21 protein-coding genes are annotated in these 24,800 nt (G+C 48.9%); 6 read left to right on the top strand and 15 right to left on the bottom strand.

Going from position 1 to position 24,800, the window contains the following annotated elements; all coding sequences use genetic code 11:
• The 3 genes from D5S11_RS06705 to D5S11_RS06695 all read right to left on the bottom strand — a co-directional run bounded on the left by D5S11_RS06705 (position 1) and on the right by D5S11_RS06695 (position 3,155).
• Complete coding sequence (locus tag D5S11_RS06705; protein ID WP_032866568.1) at positions 1-780, bottom strand: enoyl-CoA hydratase; 780 nt, start codon at positions 778-780, stop codon at positions 1-3.
• 13 nt (positions 781-793) lie between these two features.
• Complete coding sequence (locus tag D5S11_RS06700) at positions 794-1,378, bottom strand: fatty acid metabolism transcriptional regulator FadR (protein ID WP_007408119.1); 585 nt, start codon at positions 1,376-1,378, stop codon at positions 794-796.
• 88 nt (positions 1,379-1,466) lie between these two features.
• Positions 1,467-3,155 (bottom strand): AMP-binding protein, encoded by a 1,689-nt coding sequence (locus tag D5S11_RS06695; protein ID WP_047936002.1) that lies wholly within the window; start codon positions 3,153-3,155, stop codon positions 1,467-1,469.
• 105 nt (positions 3,156-3,260) lie between these two features.
• On the opposite strand from D5S11_RS06695, the gene D5S11_RS06690 reads away from it, so the two are divergent.
• The gene (locus tag D5S11_RS06690) at positions 3,261-3,938 is read left to right on the top strand and encodes a DUF2711 family protein (RefSeq protein WP_007408117.1); all 678 of its coding nucleotides are present in this window, start codon (positions 3,261-3,263) and stop codon (positions 3,936-3,938) included.
• Positions 3,939-4,076: 138 nt separating this feature from the next.
• Here the strand turns inward: D5S11_RS06690 and D5S11_RS06685 are convergent, their stop codons facing one another.
• The 5 genes from D5S11_RS06685 to zapA form a co-directional block, all read right to left on the bottom strand.
• Positions 4,077-4,481: a DUF350 domain-containing protein gene (locus D5S11_RS06685; RefSeq protein WP_003152541.1), complete on the bottom strand. Its 405-nt coding sequence runs from the start codon at positions 4,479-4,481 to the stop codon at positions 4,077-4,079.
• A gap of 16 nt (positions 4,482-4,497) precedes the next feature.
• Positions 4,498-6,855: an endonuclease MutS2 gene (locus D5S11_RS06680; protein WP_108724796.1), complete on the bottom strand. Its 2,358-nt coding sequence runs from the start codon at positions 6,853-6,855 to the stop codon at positions 4,498-4,500.
• 20 nt (positions 6,856-6,875) lie between these two features.
• The gene (gene polX / locus D5S11_RS06675) at positions 6,876-8,588 is read right to left on the bottom strand and encodes a DNA polymerase/3'-5' exonuclease PolX (RefSeq protein WP_053104030.1); all 1,713 of its coding nucleotides are present in this window, start codon (positions 8,586-8,588) and stop codon (positions 6,876-6,878) included.
• A gap of 105 nt (positions 8,589-8,693) precedes the next feature.
• A complete protein-coding gene (locus tag D5S11_RS06670; RefSeq protein ID WP_003152534.1) occupies positions 8,694-9,227 on the bottom strand; it encodes a CvpA family protein in 534 nt (177 codons plus the stop codon).
• 7 nt (positions 9,228-9,234) lie between these two features.
• Positions 9,235-9,492 carry a cell division protein ZapA gene (gene zapA / locus D5S11_RS06665; RefSeq protein WP_007408114.1) on the bottom strand — a complete coding sequence of 86 codons (258 nt, stop codon included), beginning with the start codon at positions 9,490-9,492 and terminating at the stop codon, positions 9,235-9,237.
• A 133-nt stretch (positions 9,493-9,625) separates the two neighbouring features.
• Between zapA and rnhC the strand changes: the two genes are divergently transcribed.
• Positions 9,626-10,567, top strand: coding sequence for a ribonuclease HIII (gene rnhC, locus D5S11_RS06660; RefSeq protein ID WP_042635405.1), 942 nt, complete (start codon positions 9,626-9,628; stop codon positions 10,565-10,567).
• Positions 10,568-10,603: 36 nt separating this feature from the next.
• Here the strand turns inward: rnhC and pheT are convergent, their stop codons facing one another.
• From pheT to D5S11_RS06645, 3 genes are all read right to left on the bottom strand, one after another.
• Entirely contained in the window at positions 10,604-13,018 is a 2,415-nt protein-coding gene (gene pheT, locus D5S11_RS06655; protein ID WP_108724795.1) for a phenylalanine--tRNA ligase subunit beta, read from the bottom strand.
• 13 nt (positions 13,019-13,031) lie between these two features.
• Positions 13,032-14,066 (bottom strand): phenylalanine--tRNA ligase subunit alpha, encoded by a 1,035-nt coding sequence (pheS, locus tag D5S11_RS06650; RefSeq protein ID WP_003152530.1) that lies wholly within the window; start codon positions 14,064-14,066, stop codon positions 13,032-13,034.
• Between the two features lie 361 nt (positions 14,067-14,427).
• On the bottom strand, positions 14,428-15,174 hold the full coding sequence (locus D5S11_RS06645; RefSeq protein ID WP_108724794.1) for a TrmH family RNA methyltransferase: 747 nt from the start codon (positions 15,172-15,174) through the stop codon (positions 14,428-14,430).
• 119 nt (positions 15,175-15,293) lie between these two features.
• Between D5S11_RS06645 and sspI the strand changes: the two genes are divergently transcribed.
• The 4 genes from sspI (at position 15,294) to D5S11_RS06625 (ending at position 19,493) form a co-directional block, all read left to right on the top strand.
• Positions 15,294-15,509 (top strand): small acid-soluble spore protein SspI, encoded by a 216-nt coding sequence (sspI, locus tag D5S11_RS06640; protein WP_003152527.1) that lies wholly within the window; start codon positions 15,294-15,296, stop codon positions 15,507-15,509.
• A 61-nt stretch (positions 15,510-15,570) separates the two neighbouring features.
• Positions 15,571-16,656, top strand: a complete 1,086-nt coding sequence (locus tag D5S11_RS06635) for a CdaR family transcriptional regulator (RefSeq protein WP_108724793.1) — start codon at positions 15,571-15,573, stop codon at positions 16,654-16,656.
• A 99-nt stretch (positions 16,657-16,755) separates the two neighbouring features.
• Entirely contained in the window at positions 16,756-18,168 is a 1,413-nt protein-coding gene (gene glcD / locus D5S11_RS06630) for a glycolate oxidase subunit GlcD (RefSeq protein WP_020956174.1), read from the top strand.
• Positions 18,165-19,493, top strand: coding sequence for a (Fe-S)-binding protein (locus D5S11_RS06625; RefSeq protein ID WP_039063380.1), 1,329 nt, complete (start codon positions 18,165-18,167; stop codon positions 19,491-19,493). The genes glcD and D5S11_RS06625 overlap by 4 nt, the downstream gene beginning before the upstream one ends.
• Before the next feature lie 69 nt (positions 19,494-19,562).
• Here D5S11_RS06625 and cstA read toward each other — a convergent pair whose 3' ends face one another.
• From cstA to araP, 4 genes are all read right to left on the bottom strand, one after another.
• A complete protein-coding gene (cstA, locus tag D5S11_RS06620; RefSeq protein ID WP_106080218.1) occupies positions 19,563-21,359 on the bottom strand; it encodes a carbon starvation protein CstA in 1,797 nt (598 codons plus the stop codon).
• Between the two features lie 110 nt (positions 21,360-21,469).
• The gene (arfA, locus tag D5S11_RS06615) at positions 21,470-22,969 is read right to left on the bottom strand and encodes an arabinosylfuranosidase ArfA (protein WP_106080219.1); all 1,500 of its coding nucleotides are present in this window, start codon (positions 22,967-22,969) and stop codon (positions 21,470-21,472) included.
• Between the two features lie 18 nt (positions 22,970-22,987).
• Positions 22,988-23,815: an arabinooligosaccharides ABC transporter permease AraQ gene (gene araQ, locus D5S11_RS06610; protein WP_007612991.1), complete on the bottom strand. Its 828-nt coding sequence runs from the start codon at positions 23,813-23,815 to the stop codon at positions 22,988-22,990.
• Between the two features lie 18 nt (positions 23,816-23,833).
• Positions 23,834-24,775 (bottom strand): arabinooligosaccharides ABC transporter permease AraP, encoded by a 942-nt coding sequence (gene araP, locus D5S11_RS06605; protein ID WP_108724792.1) that lies wholly within the window; start codon positions 24,773-24,775, stop codon positions 23,834-23,836.
• Positions 24,776-24,800: the final 25 nt, after the last annotated feature.

Below are 24,800 nucleotides of genomic sequence, written 5' to 3'. Positions count from 1 at the left end.
TTATCTTCGCCCACCGAATTGAGGCTTTCTTTTTTCGAGAAATGCCTGAATGCCTTCTTTTGCGTCATCTGATGCAAATGCTTCCCCAAAGCGCTTTGCTTCAAGCTTTAAGCCGCCGTCATAAGAATAGATCTTATTTGAATAAAGGAGCTCAAGCAGATAAGCCATCGACTGCGGGCTTTTTTCCGCAAACTTGCCCGCGAGCGTTTTCGCCTTTTTCAGCAGCTCTTCCTCATGTTCGGCGCCTATCGTGACAAGACCGAGGCTGAGCGCTTCTTCTCCGGACACAGGTTCTGAAGTGCCGATCATTTCAAGCGCTTTCGCCGTACCGACGTACCGGGGAAGCCGCTGCGTCCCGGCAAAGCCCGGAATAATGCCGAGATTCAGCTCGGGCAGGCCTAGCTTTGCATCCAATGTAGCGATTCTGATATGGCAGGCCATGGCTAGCTCAAGGCCGCCTCCGAGCGCAGCGCCGTGAATCGCTGCGATCACGGGCTTCGGAAACCCTTCAATTCTTTCCATCAGCTGCTGGCCTTTATCCGCCATGGCAGAAGATTGCTCAAGATTTTCAAGCGACGTAAATTCCTTTATATCGGCGCCCGCCGAGAAAAATTTCCCCTCACCGCGAATGATGATGCTTCTGACGCTGTCATCTGTTTCACATCGGTCGAACAGACCGGACAACTCATCTAAAACCGCACCGGATAGCGCGTTGGCCGGCTGATGATTAATGGTAATCACCGCAACAGATTGTTCTACCGCCATCGAAAGGCTGTTCATCCGTCAACCCCCTTTAGTTTTGATGAATCCCTGACACCAACAGCTCCAATACCTTGTCTGACAAATCCGGAAGATCATATTTCTGATCGTTCATCACCCATGTTGTCACTGTTTCATCTATCGTCCCGAATATCATCTGCCGGGCGAGGCGGACGTCGAGATTGTCTTTCCATTCCCCCGACTTGATTCCTTCGGTCAAAATGGTGTCCAGCATGTTTAAATAACCTTTTAAAATATCATTGATTTTCAGGCGCAGCTTGATATTTGACTGTCTGAGCTCAAGCTGGGTCACAATCGCGAGGTGGCGGTCATTGCCGAGCAGTGTGAAATGCTGCTTAATAACGAGGGCGAGTTTTTCTTTTGCCGTCGTTTTTTCTTTCACTTCTTCTTCCATGCGTTCAATGAACTGGCCCATCTTTTCTTTAAAAAGAGAAATGAGTATATCCTCTTTGTTTTTGAAATATAAATAGATGGTGCCGTCCGCAACGCCGGCCTGCTTGGCGATTTTGGACACCTGTGATTGGTGATAGCCGTTTTCCGCTATGACTTCTACTGCTGCATCAATAATCTGCATATACTTTGGCCGTTTTTGGTTCAATGTCATCGTTCCTTCCTTCGATAAATGAATGACTATTCATTCATAACTTCATGATAAAAAGGAATCCGGATTTTGTCAAGTTTTTCTTTTAAGGCACCTTGTTTTCACGGGAAGCATCTTCTTCTTCGACTAAACGCCTTCTTAATATTTTTCCGACGGCCGTTTTCGGAAGCTCTTTTCTGAATTCGTAAAGCTTCGGGACTTTGTACGGCGCAAGCCGCTCTCTTGCAAACGCATCAAGCTCATCGGCATCTGCCTCGGCGCCTTTTTTCAAAACGATAAATGCTTTCACCGTTTCCCCTCTGTAGGAATCAGGGACGCCCGCTACGACGATTTCCTGAACGGCTTCATGCTCATAAAGCGCCTCCTCCACCTCCCGGGGGTAAATGTTGTATCCGCCGGCAATGATGATGTCTTTTTTCCTGTCGGCGATGTAGAAAAATCCTTCCTCATCCATATATCCCATATCTCCGGTAAACAGCCAGCCGTCTCTGATGACACGCGCCGTCTCCTCCTGCTTATTCCAGTATCCTTTCATGACCTGAGGGCCTTTTACGATCAGCTCGCCGTGTTCATACGGCCCCGCAAGCCCGCCTTTTTCTTCTGAATAGATTCCGGCGTCGGTATTGGGCCAGGGACAGCCGATGCTGCCGGGTTTATTTTTTCCCCAAATGAAGTTTGAATGGGTAACCGGTGATGCTTCGGATAATCCGTAGCCTTCCACAAGCTTTCCTCCGGTCACTTTTTCAAATTTCTGTTTGACCTCAACCGGCAGCGCCGCTGAACCGCTCGGACAGCTTTCAATGGAGGACAAATCATACTTATTCAGCTCCGGGTGATGCAACAGCCCGATGTAAATCGTCGGTGCCCCGGGAAAAACCGTCGGCTTCAGCCTGTCGATTGTTTTCAGGGTATCCAAAGGATTAAATTTAGGAAGAAGGATCATTTCACATCCCTGCATAATGGAAAAATTGAGCACGGCGGTCAATCCGTACACATGAAAAAAAGGCACGATGCCGAGCACCTTTTCGGCTCCCTTTTTCATTTTGTACATCCAGGCGGCGCACATTTCTGTATTGGCCTGAATGTTCCGGTGTGTGAGCATGACGCCTTTCGGATAGCCGGTTGTTCCGCCCGTGTATTGAAGCACGGCGATGTCATGCGCAGGGTCAATATCAAATGGCTCTGCCTCCTCCGCGCTTTCGTTTTTTAAAATATCCGCTAATTTGTGAATTTGTTCGCAGCCGTCATAATCAATATGCACCTGTTGTTTTTGCGTGAGCGTATACAGCATATTTTTCGGAAACGGCAAAAAGTCTTTTATACTTGTTGTAATAATGCGTTCGACGATTGATAACGTTTTCATTTTTATCACCTTCGGAAACAGCATATCAAGGGTGATGATCACGCGCGGCGCACTGTCTTTCAGCTGATACTCAAGCTCGTGTTCCGTGTAGAGAGGATTGGTCTGAACGACAATGCCCCCGGCAAACAATACGCCGTAAAAAGCGATGACCGACTGCGGACAATTGGGCAGCATAATGGCGGCTCTGTCACCTTTTTTCAGGCCTGTTTTGCGTAAAAAAGCGGCTAGCTTTAACGAATCTGTGAGAACGTCTTGAAATGTGAGTTTTTTTCCGAGAAAATAAATGGCGGTATGGTTCGGGAATTGAGCTGCGGAGTTTGTCAGATTGGATGGCAGGGTTTGATCGGTAAATTCAAGCTCATGCGGAATCTCTTCGGGATATTGAGAAAGCCATGGCTTTTCAGACTGCATAATACCTCTCCCTTCTGTTTTCCTATACGCTATTATTATAGCAGAAGGGTGATTGGAATGGGAAAGCGTTTCATGTGAAATTTCGAGTTTCAGGAGGTGTTGAGCTTGCTGGAAACGCTGCATTTTGAAGAAGGAGTTCCTATCCTGCGCCAGCTGCCGAAGCCGTTTACGTCGGCCGCCTTTTTGCTTCATCCCTTTGTCCGGATGCCTGATGGGTGGGAAGAGCAAAAGCGCAAACGGCCTTATGAACATATATATCCGAGTGATGAGGAGATCATCGCGATGGGCAGACCCGTTTCCTGGAAATCCGTCATGACCGTTTGCGGATTGCGCTCTGAAAAAGAGACGGCGCTTGCGCTTATGAGCGCTGTCATGGCACTTCGGGATGAATATGCACATCCTGAATCCGCCGAGCTGTTAAATCGGCTTCATCATCCCGATCTGTACTTGCCGAGCGATGATGTCACTTCGCCATTTTTGATACCGGGACTTTTGGATGTGTTCCGTTCAAAAGGCATAAAGCGCTGCACTTATTATGAGCCGGTCGAAGAGAAAGGCATATTTTCACTCAATCAAACGGCGGCTTCGGATGTATGCGGATTGCTGCGGGCTGACATGATCATTGCCGACGAAAAACGGCGCGCCGCTTTTATGAGCATATATGATTCTTTTACGACACTCTTTCTCATGGAAGATCAAGACATGCCGTCTGTCATCCGCGCCATGAGTTGGGAAGCCGTCATTTGCTCTGATACGGCCTGCATAAACTGGTATTCTCAATAAAAAAGGCCGCCGATTCTAGTTCGGCAGCCTTTTTTCAGTATTAAGATGTCATGACCAGATAAATAAGTCCGATGAACAGAAAAATTCCCGCTGCCGACAGCAGCACTTTCGCAAGCTTCTCCATTTTTCCCCGTCCCCTTAAATCCCGGCGGCCACCACGAATGACAGGCCGACTGAGATGACAAATGAAATAAAGCCGACAGCTCTGTTATCTTTTTCAATTTCTTTATCAATTTTAAACCGGGGCGTCAGAAATTCAAAGATAAAATAGCTGATTAAAAGCATAATAAATCCGTATACGCCCCAGCCGATCATTTGCAAAAGCGAATTATGCTGGGCGATGCTGTGCTGAAAGACATTTGCGATACCGAGAATTTTCCCTCCGGTCGCCATTGCCACCGCAAGATTGCCTTTTTGGATTTCCACCCAGTTTTTATAGGATGTCACCAATTCAAACACGGTCAGAAAAATGACGAGACACAAGACGGCTACACTGTAATAAGCCGCGATTTCAACAAGCTCATTTTCCCAAAAAGCATTCATGACGTTTACTCCCTTTTTATTTTAGTTCGACAATCGTTACGCCTGATCCTCCTTCTCCCGCTTCCCCGAACCGCGAGCTTTTCACGCTGCGGTGGTTTTTCAGAAGATCCTGCACCCCTTTTCGGAGGGCGCCCGTGCCTTTTCCGTGAATGATGGACACTCTCGGATAGCCGGCAAGCACCGCGTCATCTAAATATTTTTCGACGCGGCTGAGGGCGTTTTCGTAACGCTCTCCCCTGAGATCAAGTTCAAGGGATACGTGATAATCCTTCCCTTTTACGGCGGTGATTGCTTTTTCTTTTTTCGGTTCAGGAGCCGATTTGAGAAACTCAAGATCTTTTTCCTTCACCTTCATTTTGAGGATGCCGATTTGGACGTTCCATTCTTTCTCGCCGGTTTTCTCAAGCAGCGCCCCTTTTTGTCCGAATGTGAGCACCTTTACTTCGTCGCCCGGCTTCAGCTCGCGTTTTTTCTCTGTCTTTCTTTCCGGCTGCTTTGATTTTTCAAAAGCCGGCATCGCGTCTCCGAGACGTTTTTTGGCGTCAATCAGCTCGTGTTCCTTAAAGGATCTGTGTTCTTGCTTGATGGACCTGAGCTCGCGGATGATCTGTTCGGCTTCATTTGCGGCGGCTTCCAGTTTTTCCGCAGCTTTCTGCTCGGCTTCTTCCATCATTTTATCTTTTTGGGCGTTTAGCTCAATGATTTGCTGCTGAAGTTCTTTGTGCAGTTTTTCTGCTTCTTTTCTGATTGATTCGGTTTCAGAAAGCTCTTCATCCGCTCTTTTTTTGCTTTTTTCAAGCGATGCGATCATCAGATCGACTTCGTTATGTTCGGCGGTCATTTCTGACTTCGCCTGGCCGATGATATGCTCCGGAAGCCCAAGGCGTCTTGAGATTTCAAATGCGTTGCTTCGGCCCGGCACTCCGATCAGAAGCTTATAGGTAGGCGAAAGCGTTTCAATGTCAAATTCAACGCTGGCATTCATGACGCCTTGTCTGTTATATCCGTATGCTTTCAGTTCCGGATAATGGGTTGTCGCAAGCACTCTGGCGTTTGTCCGGTGAACTTCGTCAAGGATGCTCATGGCAAGCGCCGCTCCTTCCTGCGGATCTGTTCCGGCACCGAGTTCATCAAACAGCACAAGACTGTTTTCAGACACGTCTTTTAAAATATTGACGATATTGACCATGTGGGATGAGAACGTACTCAGACTTTGTTCGATCGACTGTTCATCGCCGATATCGGCAAACACATTGTCAAATACGGCTGCTTCCGATCCCTCATCAGCCGGTATGTGCAATCCTGCCTGCGCCATTATCGTCAGCAGCCCGAGTGTTTTTAACGTAACGGTTTTACCGCCCGTATTCGGTCCCGTGATAACGATCGTTGAGTAATCTCCGCCCAGTTCAATATCGTTGGCCACGACTTGATCTTGGGGCAGCAGCGGATGGCGTGCTTTTTTAAGACGGATAAAACCGTCTCCGTTCATGAGTGGTTTTGTCGCCTTCATCGCTTTTGCGTATCTCGCTTTAGCGAAAATGAAATCCAGTGTCTGCAGCACTTCCACATTTTGAGCGATTTCTTGTGTGTGTTCAGCCGTATGCTCCGTCAGCATCCGGAGAATCCGTTCGATTTCCTGTTTTTCTTTTACTTTCGCCTGCTGAAGCGAGTTGTTCATATCTACGATCGCCTGCGGTTCAATAAACAGTGTCGCACCGGATGAAGATGTATCGTGGACAATTCCGCCGTAGCTTGATCTGTATTCCTGTTTGACCGGGATGACAAAGCGGTCATTCCGAATCGTAACGATGGTGTCAGACAGCATTTTAGAAGCGGAAGATGAACGCAGCATCGATTCAAGCCGGTCTCTGACTCTTGATTCAAGCGTCCTGAGCTGCGTGCGGATTCCCCTTAAAGCAGGAGACGCATGATCAAGCACTTCACCATGGTCATCAATGCAGGAGTTAATCTCCCTTTCCAAATCGCCTAATGTAATCAGTTCTTCTGCATGGGCCTGTATCAGCGGAATGCCGACGCCGTCTTCTGTCATTTGGCTGATAAAATGCTTCATTTGGTTAACGGCATACAGCAGCCCGGACAATTCGGTGAATTCCGCCGGCGTCAGCACACTGCCGATTTCCGCCCGCCGTAAAGCGGATCTTATGTCGGTCAGACCGCCGAACGGAGCATGGCCTCTCAAGCGCATGACCGCGGATGCTTCTTCGACTTCATCCAGCTGTTTTTGGATGTCTGAGAGATCCGTCAAAGGTTTCAGCTGCAGAAGCTTCTCCCGGCCGAGCGATGAGGCGGCATGTGCGGTAATCTGTTCTTTTACTTTATGAAATTCAAGTGATGATAACACTTTTTGCTGCACGGTTTTGTGATCCTCCTTACTTAATCATTGCGCGTCAGAAATGCTTTGACCTCGTGTAGCGGCCGGGCGTTTAACACATGTTTTGTCTCCGTCCACCCTTTGCGCGCTGCGGTCACGCCCGTTTTCATATCATCGAGCATCTCGATATTATGGGCATCGGTATTAATGACCAAAGTCACGCCTTTTTCATTTGCTTTGATCAGATGCTCAGTCCGTAAATCAAGGCGCGCGGGGTTTGCATTCAGTTCAAGCGCCGTATTTGTTTTGGCGGCGAGTTCAATCAGCATGTCGATGTCGACTTCATAGCCGGCCCGTCTGCCGATCAGGCGTCCCGTCGGGTGGGCGATAATGTCCACGTGCTTATTCGTCAGCGCCTGTTCAAGCCGTTTCATAATGACATGCTCCGGCTGGCTGAAGCTTGAATGAATAGACGCGATGACAAGATCCATTTCCGACAGAACACTGTCATCATAATCAAGCGAACCGTCGGGGAGAATGTCCATTTCTACGCCTTTAAAAATATGAAAATTTTCAAATTCAGCATTTAACGCGTCAATTTCTTCCGCCTGTTTTTTGAGCCGTTCGGCCGTTAACCCGTTGGCTACCTTTAAATATTGGGAATGGTCGGTGATCGCCATGTACTGATAGCCTTTTGCCATACACGCTTCTGCCATTTCTCTGATGGAAAAAGCGCCGTCACTCCAGGCTGAGTGCATGTGGAGATCGCCTTTTATCGCTTTATGCTCCACAAGATCCGTTTCTTCCCGGTACGTGTCGACCTCCTGCCCGCTTTCTCTGAGCTCAGGAGGAATAAACGGCAGACCGAAGTGGGCGTAAAACGCTTCTTCGCTCGGGAATGTTTTGACGTCTCCCGTTTCCATGGTTTCTACTCCGTATTCACTGATCCGTTCACCGCGCTCTTTCGCCAGCTGGCGCATTTTAATGTTGTGATCTTTAGAACCGGTAAAATGATGCAGTGTGGTGGCAAACTGTTCCTCTGTCACAAGCCGGAAATCCACACTCGTCTCATATTCAAAGGTCAGGATGACTGATACTTTTGTATCCCCGCTCGCTATCACGTCTTTTACGTTCGGGAGGGAAAGAAGCTGTTCTCTGACAGCCTCCGGATGATCTGTAGCGATAATGTAATCGAGATCTTTTACGGTTTCCCGCGCTCTTCTGAGACTGCCGGCCCGGGAATATTTCTGAATATCCGTCAGCCGGGCCAAATGTTCTTCAATTACTGAAGCAATGCTGAGCGCATAGCCGATCGGAAACCGTTCCGGCTGTTTTCCGGCTTCTCCGAGAGCCTGGAGGATTTTCTCCTCCGTTTTTTTGCCGAAACCGGCGAGCCCCTGTACTTTTTGCTGCTCGCATGCTTCTTTCAGCGATTCCGCGTCATGAACGCCCAGTTCCTGATACAGCTTGGCGATTTTTTTGCCGCCGAGGCCCGGAAGCTTCAAAAGAGGAACCAAGCCTTCCGGAACTTCTTTCTGCAATTGGAGAAGCGTGCCGGACACACCTTCCTGCATATATTCACGAATGACGCCGTAGGTGCCTTTTCCGATTCCGGATAAAGACATCATGTCGTCGATTTCCGACAGGCTGCGGTCATCCTGCTCAAGCGCCGCTGCCGCTTTTCGGAAGGCTGATATTTTAAACGGGTTGTCCCCTTTCAGTTCCATATAGACCGCAATCGTTTCAAGCAGCCTGATGATATCTTTTTTATGCATACTGTTAACCCCCAGTCGTTTCCTGCTTCTCATCATACAAATTTTTCTCCTCCGGCACAACTGACGCAGAGCTTGAAAAAAACTTCTCCGGTCAAGAGAAGTTTTTTATGCCCCGTACTGGGCCCACAGTTCTTGCAGGAGCCCTGACAGATACGGCGTATGATGTGTGATGATATTTGCAAGCGTCGATTGTGCGAGCATATCCTGAAGCGCGCTTACCGGCAGTACGGATGCGACGTATAACAGGATAAACGCAAATAAATAGACTTCCAGAAATCCGAGCACCCCGCCCAGCAGTTTATTGATCTGTTTAATGACCGGAATGCCGGCGATAATATTAAGCGCCGCTCCGATAATCCGAAGCAGAATCTTTGCGATGATAAACAAAATGACAAACGCGATCGCGTTGTAATAAGCCGTCTCTACGTTTCCTTTAATAAAAGACAGAGCCGCCTGCCCGCCGGAAAAATCAGGCGCGGGTATAAAGCTCAGATGCGGGGCCAGGTTTTTGTAAAAAAGCGCCGCAAACGCAATCGAGAGGATGAAACTCGTTAAATATATAAATTGGAGGATAAATCCTCTTTTTAATCCAAGCAATGTGCCCATTAAGAGCAGAACTAAGATGATGATATCTATCATATGGTGTTCATTCCTTTTCTTTAAGCTGCCGCTCCAGTATTTCATATTTTTCTTGCAGTTTCATATAATCATGCACGACATTGACCGCAGTCAATACAGCGAGCTTATTTATATCAAGATATGGATTTTTCTCGTTGATTTCTCTCATTTTATCATCAACCACTCCGGCCACATGGCGCATATGCGCTTTGCTTTCTTCCCCGATAATGGTGAAGTGCTGGCCGTAAATGTTTACTGTCGTTTTGGTTTTTTTGCCGTCAGACAACGTTTCTCCTCCATTCCGCGAGAATCCTAGTTCCTATCATACCACGATTATCGTTTGAATGGAAAGACGAGCCTCGGGCTGTTATGATACACTGGTATATACAGTGAAAAGTGCCAAAAAAGGAGATTATATCGTGTCCCATTCTGTTATAAAAGTATCCGCTTCCGCTATGGAACAAATGAAACAATCCTATGCCGGCTCCCTTACTCCCGCCGTTCCGAAGGGCGCCGTCTTCCAGGCTAAGCCTCCGGGCTGTACCATTACAGCCTACCGCTCGGGCAAGGTTCTCTTTCAAGGAAAAAACGCCGGCACAGAAGCGGCCCGCTGGGGAACGGCTGAGGCGCCGAAAGCAAAGAAAACCGTCAAAAAAGCGGCCGACCCGCTCTACGCTCCCCCGGCGGGCATTGCCTCCATGTCAGTGATCGGCTCTGATGAAGTCGGAACAGGCGATTACTTCGGGCCGATAACGGTTGCCTGCGCTTACGCCGACAAATCAAAGCTTTCTTTAATGAAAGAACTCGGTGTGAAGGATTCGAAGGATTTAAAAGATCCGCAGATTATTGAAATCGCCAAACTGTTAATTAAAACCATTCCTTACAGCCTGCTTGTGTTAAAAAACGAAAAATACAATCAGATGCAGGAAAAAGGCATGAGCCAAGGAAAAATGAAGGCGCTCCTTCATAATCAGGCGATTTCCAATCTGCTGAGAAAAATGAACGGCGTTAAACCGGAAGCGATTCTGATTGACCAATTCGCAGAGCCCGGCATTTATTTTAAGCATCTTTCCGGACGGGATATCGTAAAAGAAAAAACGTTTTTCAGCACGAAAGCGGAAAGCATACATCTTTCCGTCGCCGCAGCCTCTATCATTGCGCGATATTCTTTCTTAATTGAAATGGATAAGCTTTCCCGTGAGGCTGGGATGACGATTCCGAAAGGCGCGGGGCCGCATGTCGATGAAGCTGCCGCCAAGCTGATCATCAATAAGGGAGAAGGTGCGCTCAGAACGTTCACCAAACTTCATTTTGCCAATACGCAAAAAGCGAAACGCCTTGTTGAACGGAAGCGGTCATAATAAAAAAGCTTGCAGAGTGATCTGCAAGCTTTTTCTTTATCCTCTTAATACGGCCTGATACGTTTCTTCCAGCGCTTTCAGCACGTTTTCATGAACTTTTGTCACTTCTTCTTCTGTCAATGTTTGTTCAGGGTTAACATATTGGAGCGAGAAGGCGACGGATTTTTTGCCTTCTTCCATATGCTCACCTTCGTACACATCAAACACGGTGACTTCTTTCAGCAGCGCGCCGCCGGCTTCTTTGATCACGGCTTCAAGCTGTCCGCTTGTAACGGTTTTATCTGCCACAAGCGCAATATCGCGCGTGACGGACGGGTACTTCGGAATCGGCGTATACACGACAGGTTCTGTTTCCTCGGTCAGAAGCGCGTGCAGATCAAGCTCGAACACATACGTTTCTTTGATATCCAGCTCTTTTTCCATTGCCGGATGCACCTGGCCGATAAATCCGGCAAGCGAACCGTTCAATAGAATGTTTGCCGTCCGGCCGGGATGCATGTTTTTGCGTTCTGACTGGACAAATTCAACCCGGTCTGACACATTCAATTGATGCAGCAGGCCTTCAACGATTCCTTTGGCGACGAAGAAATCAACCGGCTTTTTCTCACCCTGCCATAAATTTTTGCGCCACAATCCGGTTACAGCTCCGGCAACCCGTTCTTTTTCAATCGGTTTTGTGTTTTCTTCTTTCGTCAGAAATACAGAACCCGTTTCATATAAAGCAACGGAATCAGTCTGTCTGGCCAGATTGTATGAAACGGCTTCAAGAAGATTCGGCACGAGGCTGTGTCTGAGAATGCTTCTTTCTTCGCTCATCGGCAGAGCAAGCATCGTGTTGAATGATTTTTCGATCGCAAAAGCGGCCGCTTTTTTATCATTCGTTAATGAATAAGTGGTCGCTTGTGAAAGACCCGCTCCTTCAAGGAAACGTCTCACTTTCCGGCGTTTTGCCTGATACGGTGTCAAGCCGCCTGTCGTGCCGGCCGTTTCCGGAAGCGTGGACGGAATATTGTCATACCCGTACAATCTCGCCGCTTCTTCAATCAGGTCTTCTTCTATTCTAATATCTCCCCGGCGCGACGGCACCGTTACGACGAGAACGTCTTCAGCTTCACCGACTGCAAACCCGAGGCGCTTGTAAATGCTGATGATTTCTTCTTTAGCGATTGTCATGCCGAGCACGGCGTTCACTTTTTCAACAGACACGTGAATATTGTTTGCTTCAATTTTCAGATGGTTTTCTTCAACCGTGCCTGAGAGCACTTCTCCGCCGGCATATGCCTGAATGAGACTGCAGGCCCGTTCAGCCGCCAGCAAAACGCGGGCCGGATCAATGCCTTTTTCATATCTGGCGCTCGCTTCGCTTCTCAATCCGAGGTCTCTCGACGCTTTGCGGACGGTCTGTCCGTCGAAATAAGCGGCCTCCAGTAAAATCGCAGTGGTGTCTTCACGGACTTCAGACTCAGCTCCGCCCATGACTCCCGCAACGGCTTGCGCTTTTTTTCCGTTTGTGATGACCAAATGGCTGCTTGACAGCTTTCGCTCTTGTTCATCCAGCGTTACGATGGTTTCGTTTTCCGCCGCTTTTCTGACGACGACCTCTTTTGAACCGAACCGGTCGTAATCGAAAGCGTGAAGCGGCTGTCCGTACTCAAGGAGGACGAAGTTTGTAATGTCCACGACGTTGTTATGCGGGCGGATGCCTGCATTCATCAGCTTCGTCTGCATCCAAAGCGGTGACGGGCCGATTTTGACGTTTTTAATGATTTTTGCGGCATAATGCGGATTGGCCTGCGTATCTTCAACCTTAACGGAAACAGCATCCGCCGCTTTTCCTGCCGCTTTTTCATATGAAGCCTCCGGAAGCTTTACCTCTGCGCCGAGGATAGCCGCAACTTCATAAGCCACGCCTAGCATGTTCATCGCGTCGGCGCGGTTCGGCGTTAAACCCAATTCTAAAATCGCATCATCAAGCTGAAGGGCCGCCATTGCGTCAGCTCCCGTTTCAGCATCATTCGGAAAAACGAAAATGCCTTCCGCATATTCTTTCGCCACGAGCTTGCTTTCAATGCCGAGCTCCTGAAGGGAACAGATCATGCCGTGAGACGCTTCGCCGCGCAGCTTGGCTTTTTTAATTTTGAAATTGCCGGGAAGCACGGCTCCGACCGTTGCAACGGCAACCTTCTGTCCTTTCTCAACATTCGGGGCGCCGCAGATAATCTGCACGGGTTCCTCCGCACCGATATCAACAAGGCATTTGTTGAGTTTGTCGGCATTCGGGTGCTGTTCGCGCTCAAGCACGTGTCCGATGACAACGCCTTTTACGCCCTCCCCTTTATACTCGATACCCTCAACTTCAATACCGGCTCTCGTAATTTTTTCTGCAAGCACGGCCGGATCGATTCCCTGCAAGTCAACGTAATCTTCTAACCATTTATAAGAAACAAACATGTGTATCCTCCTCTTACGCCTGTTTAAACTGCGAAATGAATCTGACATCATTGGTATAGAAATGGCGGATATCTTCAATGCCGTACTTCAGCATCGCGATACGTTCAACACCCATTCCGAAAGCGAAACCCTGGTATTCCTCAGGATTGAATCCAGCCATCTTCAGCACGTTCGGGTGAACCATGCCGGCGCCGAGAATTTCGATCCAGCCTGTTTTTTTGCAGACGGAGCAGCCTTGTCCGCCGCACTTAAAGCAGGTCACATCCACCTCGACAGAAGGCTCTGTGAATGGGAAAAAGCTCGGACGGAGCCTGATTTCACGGTCTTGGCCGAACATTTTTTTGGCGACCAATTCAAGCGTGCCTTTCAGGTCGCTCATGCTGATTTTGCGGTCGACGACGAGACCCTCGATCTGCATGAACTGATGGGAATGTGTCGCGTCATCGTTGTCGCGGCGATACACTTTACCGGGACAAATGATTTTGACAGGGCCTTTTCCTTTATGCTTTTCCATCGTGCGCGTCTGCACCGGTGACGTCTGCGTTCTCATCAGCATTTCTTCTGTAATGTAAAAGCTGTCCTGCATGTCGCGGGCAGGATGTTCCTTCGGCAGGTTCAGCGCCTCAAAGTTGTAATAATCCGTTTCCACTTCAGGGCCTTCTTCGACGGTATATCCCATGCCGATAAATAAATCTTCAATTTCTTCAATAACGACCGTCAGCGGATGGCGTCCGCCGATGTTTACCTGACTGCCCGGCAATGTGACGTCAATCGTCTGGCTGCTGAGTTTTTTATTCATCTCTTCTTGTTCAAGCTGTTCATTTTTCGCCGTAATGGCTGCTGCAATGCGCTCTCTCACTTCATTGGCGAGCGCTCCCATTTTCGGGCGCTCTTCGGCGGACAGTTTGCCCATGCCGCGGAGAACTTCTGTAATCGGCCCTTTTTTTCCGAGATATTGCACCCGAATGTCGTTAACTTCTTTTAATGAACCCGCCGCTTCTACTTTTTCTGCAGCTTCCAGTTCGAGCTGTTTAAGCTTCTCTTCCATCATGCATCCTCCTTTTATGTAAACCAAACCGTTCTATGCCTTTTTCAGAAAACAAAAAAACCCGCCCCTTGAGAGAAGGGACGAGTTGTGGCCGCGGTACCACCCTTTTTAAGGCAGACTTCATCTGCCGACAGCTTCATTGACATAACGGAAACGATCGTTCCGGTTCACCTTTACGCGCGTTTGGCGCGGTCCCGGTGACAACTCGAGAGGTGAAAATCAATTTTTGTGCTGCGATAAAAATGCTTTCAGTCAGCGGCATTTTCTCCCTGGAAGGCAGTGTGTGCAAAAATTGACGTCCTCTGTCACGGTTTTTACATTATTGCTATCTATTATAGTGAAATCCAAGGCTTTTCGCAACCTATCCTCTGAGATGATAAACGAGGATGGCGGCCGCTACCGCCACATTCAGCGATTCCGCCTGCCCGTACAGCGGAACGTACAGGTTGAGATCCGTTTTTTGCAGAAGGCCGGCGTCCACTCCCGCCCCCTCGTTCCCGACGATTAACGCGAACGATTCTTCAGGCTTCACACTTTGATAAGCCGCACCGTTTTCAAGCGCCGTGCCGTAGATCGCGACGCCTTGTGATTTCAGCTCAACGGTAAACTCATCAAGCGGACGTTTCAAAATGGGAATATGAAAATGAGAACCTTGTGCTGAACGCAGCGTTTTTCCATTGTACGGGTCTGCTGTTCCCTCACCAAGGACAACGGCGTCGATTCCCGCCGCATCTGCCGTTCTGATCATTGTTCCTAAATTCCCCGGATCCTGCACGGCATCAATCAGAAGCAGCCGCTTCAGCTGATCAGGCTGCCTATCCGGCATATGGCAGACCGCGGCGATCCGCTGCGGCGTTTCTGTTTCCGTCACGGCTGAAAACGCGTCTTCGCTCAGCACGTAGCACGGAATGCTCATGTCCAGATCGGCCGGGATGGCGCTCTCATCGTTTACGAGAATTTCTTTTACCGTTCCCTTTGATTTGAGCGCTTCTTCTGCCAGATGCTCTCCTTCTATCAGAAATGTATTCGTTTTAAGTCTCTCTTTTTTTGTGTGAAGTTTTTTCCAGTCCTTCACTTTTTGGTTTTTTGCAGAGTCGATTCGTTTCACTTTATGTCTGTGCTCTCCTTTTTTCATGCATGTTGTTATTATATCTTAAGAACAGCACATAATAAACCGCGTGCGCGGTAAGAATATGCGTATCACATTCAGAAAAAGGAGCGGTTGTAATGGATCTTAATTTACGCAACGCCGTTATTGCCAATGTAACCGGCAATAACCAGGATCAGCTGGAGCATACGATCGTTGACGCCATCCAAAGCGGTGAAGAAAAAATGCTTCCGGGCCTCGGCGTCTTATTCGAAGTTCTTTGGCAGCATGCGTCGGACTCAGAAAAAAATGAAATGCTCAAAACACTTGAAGGCGGATTAAAACCTGCGCAATAAGCATGAACCGGGTGATGGGACACCCGGTTTTTTTTGTATAATAATGGCGAGGGGGATCGCCATGCAGTTACAGCCGGAACTGGCAAAGAAATTGATTGCCGAAGTCAAACATATGTACAGCCGCGAAGTGATTATTGCCGATACAAAAGGGATGATCATCGCGGGCACCAACGAGGCGCGCGCCGGATGGTTTCATGAAGGCGCACTGATCTGCGCGCGCGAAAAACGGAATGTCATCATTACGAAAGAAGATGAAAAACGGCTCGAGGGCGTAAAAGCAGGACTGAACCTCCCCGTTTTTTCAGGCCATGAAGTGATCGGAGTATTCGGCCTGACAGGAGACCCTGACGATATCCTGCCTTTCGGAGAATTGCTCAGAAAAATGACGGAGCTGTTTATTAAAGAAACGCGCCATATGGAAGAAGCGCAGTGGCGTGCGAGAATGCTTGAATCCTTTATGGTTGATTGGCTGCAGCTGAAAGAATGGTCTCCGGGCTTTTTAGAAAAAGCAAAGCTCATCGGCGCAGACCTTCATGCATACCGCCGGATCATACTCATTCAAGGCCGTTATGAGCAATATAAAGCGGAGGAGCTCGGGCGGCTCTGGCAGTACGAATGCCCTGAAGACCTGTTTGTCCGCTGGGGAAATGAACGCATTCTCATTAATCATGAAGCAAATTCGGCTTCCAAAACACAGCTCATTAAAAAGATCGGCGCCGTTTTTGGGCAGCCTGTCACCGCCGGCATCGGACGGATCGTTCCGGGAGAGCGCCTCACGGAATCATACGAACAGGCAGATAAAGCACTTTCAGCCGGAATCGGTGACAAGCAGGCCGTCTTTGAAGAAGATTTAAAACTGGATATGTGTCTTGCCGATATCACACCCCGCACGAGGTCGGAATTTTCACGGCGGGTTCTCGAGCATGTACTCGGCCGGGAAGAACTTCTGGATACGCTGCGCGCCTTTTTCGACCGGCAATTATCGTTAAAGCGCACCGCCGACGACATGCATATTCATATCAACACATTGCGCTACCGTCTTTCCAAACTGGAATCACTGACAAATATGAAGCTGGACCGCCCTGAAGACATAGCGGCTTTTTATTTGGCGCTGCGCTTTTTAGATCAACATACAAAAAGCACGTAATCATATCAACATTTTTCATATGTTTCTCCATAGTGTGCGGAATCGTTTTTCTTTACAATTAAATGAAAACGCTTTTCTTATCAGGGAGGTTGGGAGAACATGATTTCACGAGAGGCAAAAGAAGCGTTCATCCGGACGGTCGGGAAGGAGAATTATGATGATTCGGCGGCGGGCCGTCTTGTGTATTCTTATGATGCGGCTCCTCAGCTGCAAGCCATGCCGGATGCGGTAATCGCCCCCCGCAGTGCGAATGACGTGTCCCGTATATTAACGATTTGCAGCAGGCATGACATTCCGATCGTGCCGAGGGGTTCAGGCACAAACTTGTGCGGCGGCACATGTCCGTCTGAAGGCGGGCTTGTGCTTTTATTCAAACATATGAACCGCATTCTAGAAATCGATGAAGAAAATTTGACGGCAACCGTCCAGCCGGGCGTGATTACGCAAGATATGATCCGTGCGGTTGAACAAAAAGGTTTATTTTATCCGCCTGATCCGAGCAGCATGAAAATATCGACAATCGGCGGGAATATTAATGAAAATTCCGGCGGGCTGCGCGGTTTGAAGTACGGCGTCACCCGGGATTATGTCCTCGGCCTTGAAGCCGTATTGGCTTCAGGCGATATCATCCGCACAGGAGGAAAGCTGACAAAGGATGTCGCCGGTTATGATCTGACCCGGCTTTTCGTCGGATCAGAAGGGACGCTCGGCGTTGTGACGGAAGCGACTTTAAAGCTGGTTCCGAAGCCGGAAACGAAAAAAACGCTGCTTGCACTCTATGAACATATTGAAGCGGCTGCGGAATCGGTTTCTGCCATCATCGCTGAAAAAATCATTCCGGCGACACTCGAATTTCTGGATCAGCCGACACTGCAGGTCATTGAAGATTACGCCAAGATCGGGCTTCCGACCGACGCAAAAGCGGTGCTGCTGATCGAACAGGACGGTGACACCGAAACGGTCAGACGAGATATGGAAAAAATCGAAGCGATTTGTAAAAACGGAGCCGCCGTATCCGTCCAAACGGCTGAAACCGAGGAAGAGGCATTCGCGCTTACAGAGGCCAGACGGTCCGCATTATCAGCCCTTGCCCGGCTGAAACCGACAACGATTCTGGAAGATGCGACCGTGCCGAGATCACAAATTGCCAGCATGGTCAAAGCCATTAACGAGATTGCAGAAACATACGGCCTGTCCATCTGCACATTCGGCCATGCCGGAGACGGCAACCTCCATCCGACATGCACCACCGATATCCGAAATACAGAGGAGATGGAACGTGTCGAAAAAGCTTTTGCCGCCATTTTTGAAAGAGCGATTGAGCTGGGCGGGACGATAACGGGTGAACACGGGGTCGGCATCGTAAAAGCGCCGTATTTAGAAATGAAGCTGAAAACAGAAGGCATCACCGCCATGAAAGCGATCAAACAAGCGCTTGATCCCCAAAATCTGCTGAATCCGGGAAAAATATTCGCCAATTCATCAAGGAAACGCGTGGTGGTGATGAAATGACAACGGCTAAAGAGCAGCAACAAATTCAAACAGAATTCAAAAACCGCATGGATGAAGGTGAATTGCTGAACTGTATGCGCTGCGGCTTCTGCCTTCCTTCCTGTCCGACCTATATTGAATCGGGATTTCAAGAATCCCATTCGCCGCGCGGCCGGATCGCCCTGATGAAAGCCGTCACAGACGGACTGATCGAGCCGGATGAAGATGTCGAGCGCTCACTTTCGCTGTGTCTCGGATGCCGGGCATGCGAGCCCGTTTGTCCGGCAGGGGTCAATTACGGACAGCTGCTTGAAGAAGCGAGGGATATCATTCATCAAAATAAAAAACATAAGCCGGGCGTGCGTCTCTTGCGGAAAGCCGCCTTCACCGGGCTTTTCCCTCACCAAAACCGCATGCAGACAGCCGTGAATCTTCTCGGAATATACCAAAGATCGGGACTGCAGACCGCCGTCAGAAAAACCGGTATGCTGCGCGTTTTGCCTGAACATCTGCGCACAATGGAACAAGTGCTCCCGCCCGCCCCGAAACGGAAAGACATGAAGGAAAGGCCGCGTTTTCTTCCTGCCGCGGGTCCCGTCCAAAAACGGGCCGCTTTTTTCTCGGGCTGCTTAATGGATACGATGTTTTTAGCGACAAATCATGCGACAACGGCGCTTTTACAGGCGGCCGGGTGTGAAATCGCGGTCCCGGACGGCCAGGCGTGCTGCGGCGCGCTTCACGGGCACAGCGGAGAAAAAGAGATGGGAAAAGAACTGGCCAAGCGGAATATCGCGGCTTTTGAGGCGCTTGACGCTGATTATATCATTACAAACGCCGGCGGATGCGGCGCCTTTCTTCAGGAATATCCGCATTTACTGAAAGATGAACCTGGATGGGCGGAACGTGCCGAACAATTCGCCCGGAAGCTCAAAGACTTTTCATCCGTACTGGTTGATCTGAAGTTCCATCAAAAAAACCTGCGGGCGCAGTCTCCTCATATCGTCACATATCAGGACTCCTGCCATCTCCGCAATGTGATGCATACGTCAGAGGAACCGCGCACGCTTTTGAAAAGCATTAAAGGGGCTGAGTACAGAGAAATGGAAAAGGCCGACAGCTGCTGCGGGTCGGCGGGAATTTATAATATAACAGAGTCAGAGATGTCTATGAAAATATTAGACAGTAAGATGAAAGCCGCCGGAAAAACGGAGGCGGCCGTCATCGTGACAGCCAATCCCGGATGCCTTCTGCAAATGCAGCTCGGCATTTTACGCGAAGGATTAACAGGCCGTGTCCGCGCGGTTCATTTGGCGGATTACCTTTTGGAAGCGGCGGATTTGTCATAAGATGAAAGCAGAGAGACCGATCGGCTCTCTGCTTTTTTATGATGCTGCAATGTTCGGACGGCCGCGGATTTATCCGGGTATTGAAGCTTCCAGTCTGGCACTCGGATCACGCCATACATTCGCCCATTTTTTCACAGCCGCAATGATAATCACAAGCCCGAGAATGAGCATGATAATGGATAAAACGCCATTCAGCACGTTGTATCCCGCCGCTTCGGGGTTCAAATACACATACCGCACCATCCAATAACCCGCATAGTTGACGGTCACGTACAAATAAGCGAGAGGAATCAGGCATGTCAGCATATAGCGCCGCTTATCGGCTATTTTTAATACGACGGTCGCACCGATAATTAAGCCGACAGACGCCATAAGCTGATTGGATACGCCGAACAGCGCCCAAATGGAGCTGATGTCGCCCGAATACAGAAGATAGCCCCACAGCAGGCAGGCGAGCGCGCTTGAGAAAATCGAGCCCGGCAGCCAGTCTGTTTTTTTCAGCGGCTTATAGACCTCTCCGAAAAACTCTTGAATCAAGTACCGGGCGACACGGGTTCCCGCATCAATCGCCGTTAAAATAAACACCGCTTCAAACATAATGACGAATTGAAAAAAGTATGAAGCCAAATGACTGAAAAACGGAATCTCCGTAAAGATATACGTCATTCCGACGGCAAGCGTAACAGCGCCGCCCGTTCTTCCTTCCAGACTGAGCCCGATTTCTTTACTCAATTCAGGCAGATGGACGACATTCATCCCGAGGGTGCGGAATATTTCAGGCGTGCTGTTTATAGCAAAATAGTCGGCGGGCTCAAGAGCGGCAGCTGCAATGAGCGCCATAATTCCAACGAGACATTCCACAAGCATTGCTCCGAAAGCAACCGGCTTTATATCACTCCATTTATCCAGCATTTTCGGCGTTGTGCCGGAACCGACAAATGCATGAAAGCCCGAAATGGCGCCGCAGGCAATCGTTATTGAAATAAACGGCCAGACAGGACCCGCGATCACCGGCCCTCCGCCGTGAATAAACTCCGTTACGGCCGGAAATTTAATGGCGGGATTGACGAAAAAGACGCCTGCGATCAAAGCGGCAAAAACCCCGATTTTCATAAAACTGCTTAAATAGTCACGCGGAGCCAGCAAAAGCCAAACCGGAAGCGCCGCGGCGAAAAACGCATAAACAGGAAGCGCCACTGCAAGCGTTTTCGCATCCAGTGTCAGCATGTCCCCGAGAGCCGTTGTCTGCAGCCGCGGCCCGATGACAACACCGGCCATTAACAAAAGAAACCCGACAGTTGATGCGAGTTTGAGATTGCCCGTTTTTTTATAGTAGACGCCGACCCCCATCGCGATCGGAATCGTAATCCCCACCGCAAACGTTCCCCACGGGTTTTTCTCAAGCGCGTGCAGCACAACCATGGACAGCCCCGCCATCGTGATCGTAATGATAAACAGCATGGAAAGACCCGTGCAAAAGCCCGCCACCGGGCCAAGCTCTTCTTTGGCGACTTCAGAAAGCGTTTTCCCGTTTTTCCGCATTGATGCAAACAATACGACAATATCGTGCACGGCTCCTCCGATCACCGCCCCGATTAACAGCCATAAAAGCCCGGGCAGATAGCCGAACTGAGCTGCCAGAATCGGTCCGACAAGCGGGCCGGCAGCGGCGATTGCCGCGAAGTGGTGGCCGAATGACACCCACTTATTCGTCGGCACATAATCTTTCCCATCCTCAAGCACATGGGCCGGAGTCGGTGTCTGATCATTGATTTTTAATACTTTGACCATCATAAAGGTACCGTAAAGCCGATAGGCGATCGCCAGAATACATATAGACGCTATGACGATTGTAATCGCATTCATTTAATCCCAGCCCCTTTTCTCTTTTTCTAAATATTATCACAATTATCAGATAACAGTAGATGATTTTTGCGTAAAAAAAAGCCGGCGGCGCAGCCCGGCTTTTCGGAACGCTATTTTCCTGATAAACGGATGACATTCCAGGACAGCGGCTTAAAATGAGCCGTTATTCCTTCGGCGTTTGCGGAAGACGTCCCGTTGGAGTGAGGCGTGACTTCATTTCTGTTTTTTTGATTGGTCGCTTTCATATCCTGATGCTCCAGCACGATATGCTCAATGATGCGGTAATCTTCAAACCCTCTCAGTTTGATCTCCGTTTCCATCAGTTCCTTGCTTTTGTTGACGGCAAAAATGGTCAGTGCTTCATCCTCTTCATGGTAAACGGCCGCGGCATCAACATACGGCACATCCGTAAAATCCGCTGAGTCGTATTTCGGGGAGGTGATCAGCAGCTTCATTGAAGTCCCTCTCCCGTAGACAGAGGCGTGCATGTAAGGGTAAAAGATCGGCTGTCTCCATGCTTCTCCGCCCTTTTCAGTCATAATAGGCGCAATTACGTTGACAAGCTGGGCGAGACAGGCGATCTTTAGTCTGTCCGCATGCTGCAGCATCGTAATCAGCAGTGAACCGATCAACAGCGCATCTTCAAAATTGTAGATGTCTTCGAGAATCGGCCGGGCCGTAATCCATGGCTCCACTTTTTTATCCGCTTCATTTGAGTGATACCACACATTCCATTCATCTAAAGAAAGGTGAATCGTTTTTTTGCTGCGTTTTTTCGCTTTCATATAATCACATACGGCTGTGACGGATTTAATAAAATGGTCTAAATCCATCGACTTCGCCAAATAGTTCTCAAGATCATTTTCATGGTTGCCGTAATACGTATGCAGTGAGATGTAATCCACATGCTCATACGTATGCTCAAGCACCTCGGCCTCCCACTCAATGAAGGACGGCATGCCGCTGTTTGAGCTTCCGCAAGCCACCAATTCGATCGTCGGGTCCGTCCATTTCATCACCTTTGCCGTTTCAGCGGCGAGCCGTCCGTATTCATGCGCCGTTTTATGACCGATCTGCCAAGGGCCGTCCATCTCATTTCCTAAGCACCATGTTTTGATGCCGTAAGGTTTTTCATATCCGTGCGATTTTCGTAAGTCGCTCCAGTATGACCCTTCAGGATGGTTGCAGTATTCGACGAGGTTCCGGGCGGCATCGATCCCTCTCGTCCCGAGATTGACCGCCATATTCACTTCGGCGTTCACTTTTTTCGCCCACGTTAAAAATTCATTCGTCCCTACTTCGTTCGTTTCTGTCGCCTGCCATGCCAAATCTAGCCTCCGCGGGCGGTCCTTCACCGGCCCGACGCCGTCTTCCCAATTGTAGCCCGAGAGAAAATTCCCTCCCGGATAGCGGATGAACGGCACTTGCAATTCCTTGATTAACTCCTGCACGTCTGTTCTGAAGCCGTCCTTGTCGGCTTTCGGGTGTCCGGGCTCATAAATGCCTTCATACACCGCCCGGCCCATATGTTCTATAAATGATCCGTACATCCGTTTGTCCACTTCACCGATGATATATTCTTTATCTGCTGTAATCCCCGCTTTTTTCATTATATTTCCTCCCTCTCTCTATCCCTTCACTCCGCCTACTGTGAGTCCGGAAATGAAGTATTTTTGGAAAAACAAGAATATGATGATCACCGGCAGTATCGCAAAAACGGACCCGGAAATCAGCATGTCATAGTTGTTGCCGTACGGACTCAGCAGCCCTGAAAGTCCGATTGGAAGCGTAAACATTTCTTTCGACCGAAGCACGATCAGCGGCCATAAAAAGTTATTCCAGCTGTTTAAAGATTGAAGAATGATCATTGCCCCGAATGCCGGTTTCATGAGCGGCGCCATAATTCTGAAAAAAATGCCGAATTCGGTGCAGCCGTCCATTCTCGCTGAATCAAGCAGATCCTTCGGAAGTCCGAGCGCATATTGCCGGAAAAAGAACACGGCGACAGGTGACACAATAAACGGCAGAATCACTCCCGTATAAGAATCGATCAAATGAAGACCCACCGTCAATTTGAACAACGGGAGCATCATCACTTCAAGAGGCACCATCATAATGATCAGCACAAGAACGAAAATAATATTTCTGCCTTTAAATTCGTAGACACCGAGTCCGTAGCCGATCAAAGAGGAAAAAAACAGCGTGAGAACCGTGGTGAGAACGCCGAGAAGCAGGCTGTTAAAAAACCATTTGAAATAAATGCTCCCCCCGTTGAACAAATAGGTGTAGTTATCAAGGCTCATCACATCCGGATCAAGGCGCAGATTCAGCCCGATGCGCATCAGCTCAGATGACGGCTTTAAAGAACCGAGCAATAGGCAGATCATCGGAAAGATATACAACAGGCTCAGCATGATAAAAAACAAGGTAAACGCGACTCTGTACACGGAAAACATGTGATTGTTACGCACCGCTTATCCCTCCCCTTTAAACGAACCGGACAGTTTCAGTGAAACAAGACTGACTAGTAAGATGACAAGCAAAAGGACAATTCCGATTGCGGCCCCGTACCCCATTTCGTTGTATGCAAGCCCCTGCTGATATAAATAACCGACAAGCGTGAGGCCGATATTGCCCGGGGAATTATTCTGCCAAAGCACATAGCTTTCCTCAAACATTCTGAAACCGCCGATAATACTGATCGTTAACACATAAACGGACACCGGCTTTAAAAATGGAAGGGTAATATGCCGGAACTTTTTCCACGTACTCGCCCCGTCAATTTCAGCCGCTTCATACAATTCTTTCGGCACGTTTTGCAATCCCGCCAGAAAGTAAAGAATGTTAATCCCCATCCACCTCCATGACGCAAGCAGTACCATTAAAAACATGCCGGTACCTTTGTTGTTGAGCCAGTTTTGGGGTGATGCGCCAAGCTTCATCATCAGCTCGTTTGCAAGCGACGTATTCATTTCTCCGAACATCAGACGGAAAATAATCCCCGCTACGATCGTCGATGTTAAAGCCGGTACAAACAGAGCCGATTTAAACACATTTCTGAACCTGACGAGCTTCGAATTCAGAATCACCGCCAAAAGAAGCGGCACCGGAATCAGCACGATCAGCGTCCAGAAGGTATATTCCAATGTGTTAAATAATGCCGTATAAAAGGTTGGATTAAGAAGAGCGGTATAATTGGAAAACCCGACAAATGTAATTTCTCCCGGCAGTATCCGTTGAAAGCTCATGATAAACACGCTGATAATCGGATACAAAAAGAAAACGAGAAACGAAATGATAAATGGCGCCGTAAAAAGATAAGGCGCCGCTTTTTTTGAATACAGCACATTGCACCGGCGCGGCTTCTTCCGGACTGCAGAAACGGTTTGCGCTGTCTCTGTCTTTACAGGTCTCATAAAAGCTCCCCCGCTTTCACTGTTA

The organism is Bacillus sp. L75 (assembly GCF_003676355.1).
Taxonomy (GTDB): domain Bacteria; phylum Bacillota; class Bacilli; order Bacillales; family Bacillaceae; genus Bacillus; species Bacillus velezensis.
This window is presented reverse-complemented; position numbering and strand designations above follow the sequence as displayed.

Coding starts and splice junctions, on each gene's coding strand:
- polX (WP_053104030.1), bottom strand. CDS start 8,588: ATGCATAAAAAAGATATCATCAGGCTGCTTGAAACGATTGCGGTCTAT.
- arfA (WP_106080219.1), bottom strand. CDS start 22,969: ATGAAAAAAGCGGGGATTACAGCAGATAAAGAATATATCATCGGTGAA.
- pheS (WP_003152530.1), bottom strand. CDS start 14,066: ATGGAAGAGAAGCTTAAACAGCTCGAACTGGAAGCTGCAGAAAAAGTA.
- D5S11_RS06695 (WP_047936002.1), bottom strand. CDS start 3,155: ATGCAGTCTGAAAAGCCATGGCTTTCTCAATATCCCGAAGAGATTCCG.
- cstA (WP_106080218.1), bottom strand. CDS start 21,359: ATGAATGCGATTACAATCGTCATAGCGTCTATATGTATTCTGGCGATC.
- araQ (WP_007612991.1), bottom strand. CDS start 23,815: ATGTTTTCCGTGTACAGAGTCGCGTTTACCTTGTTTTTTATCATGCTG.
- glcD (WP_020956174.1), top strand. CDS start 16,756: ATGATTTCACGAGAGGCAAAAGAAGCGTTCATCCGGACGGTCGGGAAG.
- araP (WP_108724792.1), bottom strand. CDS start 24,775: ATGAGACCTGTAAAGACAGAGACAGCGCAAACCGTTTCTGCAGTCCGG.
- D5S11_RS06705 (WP_032866568.1), bottom strand. CDS start 780: ATGAACAGCCTTTCGATGGCGGTAGAACAATCTGTTGCGGTGATTACC.
- pheT (WP_108724795.1), bottom strand. CDS start 13,018: ATGTTTGTTTCTTATAAATGGTTAGAAGATTACGTTGACTTGCAGGGA.
- D5S11_RS06635 (WP_108724793.1), top strand. CDS start 15,571: ATGCAGTTACAGCCGGAACTGGCAAAGAAATTGATTGCCGAAGTCAAA.
- sspI (WP_003152527.1), top strand. CDS start 15,294: ATGGATCTTAATTTACGCAACGCCGTTATTGCCAATGTAACCGGCAAT.
- D5S11_RS06625 (WP_039063380.1), top strand. CDS start 18,165: ATGACAACGGCTAAAGAGCAGCAACAAATTCAAACAGAATTCAAAAAC.
- D5S11_RS06685 (WP_003152541.1), bottom strand. CDS start 4,481: ATGAATGCTTTTTGGGAAAATGAGCTTGTTGAAATCGCGGCTTATTAC.
- D5S11_RS06670 (WP_003152534.1), bottom strand. CDS start 9,227: ATGATAGATATCATCATCTTAGTTCTGCTCTTAATGGGCACATTGCTT.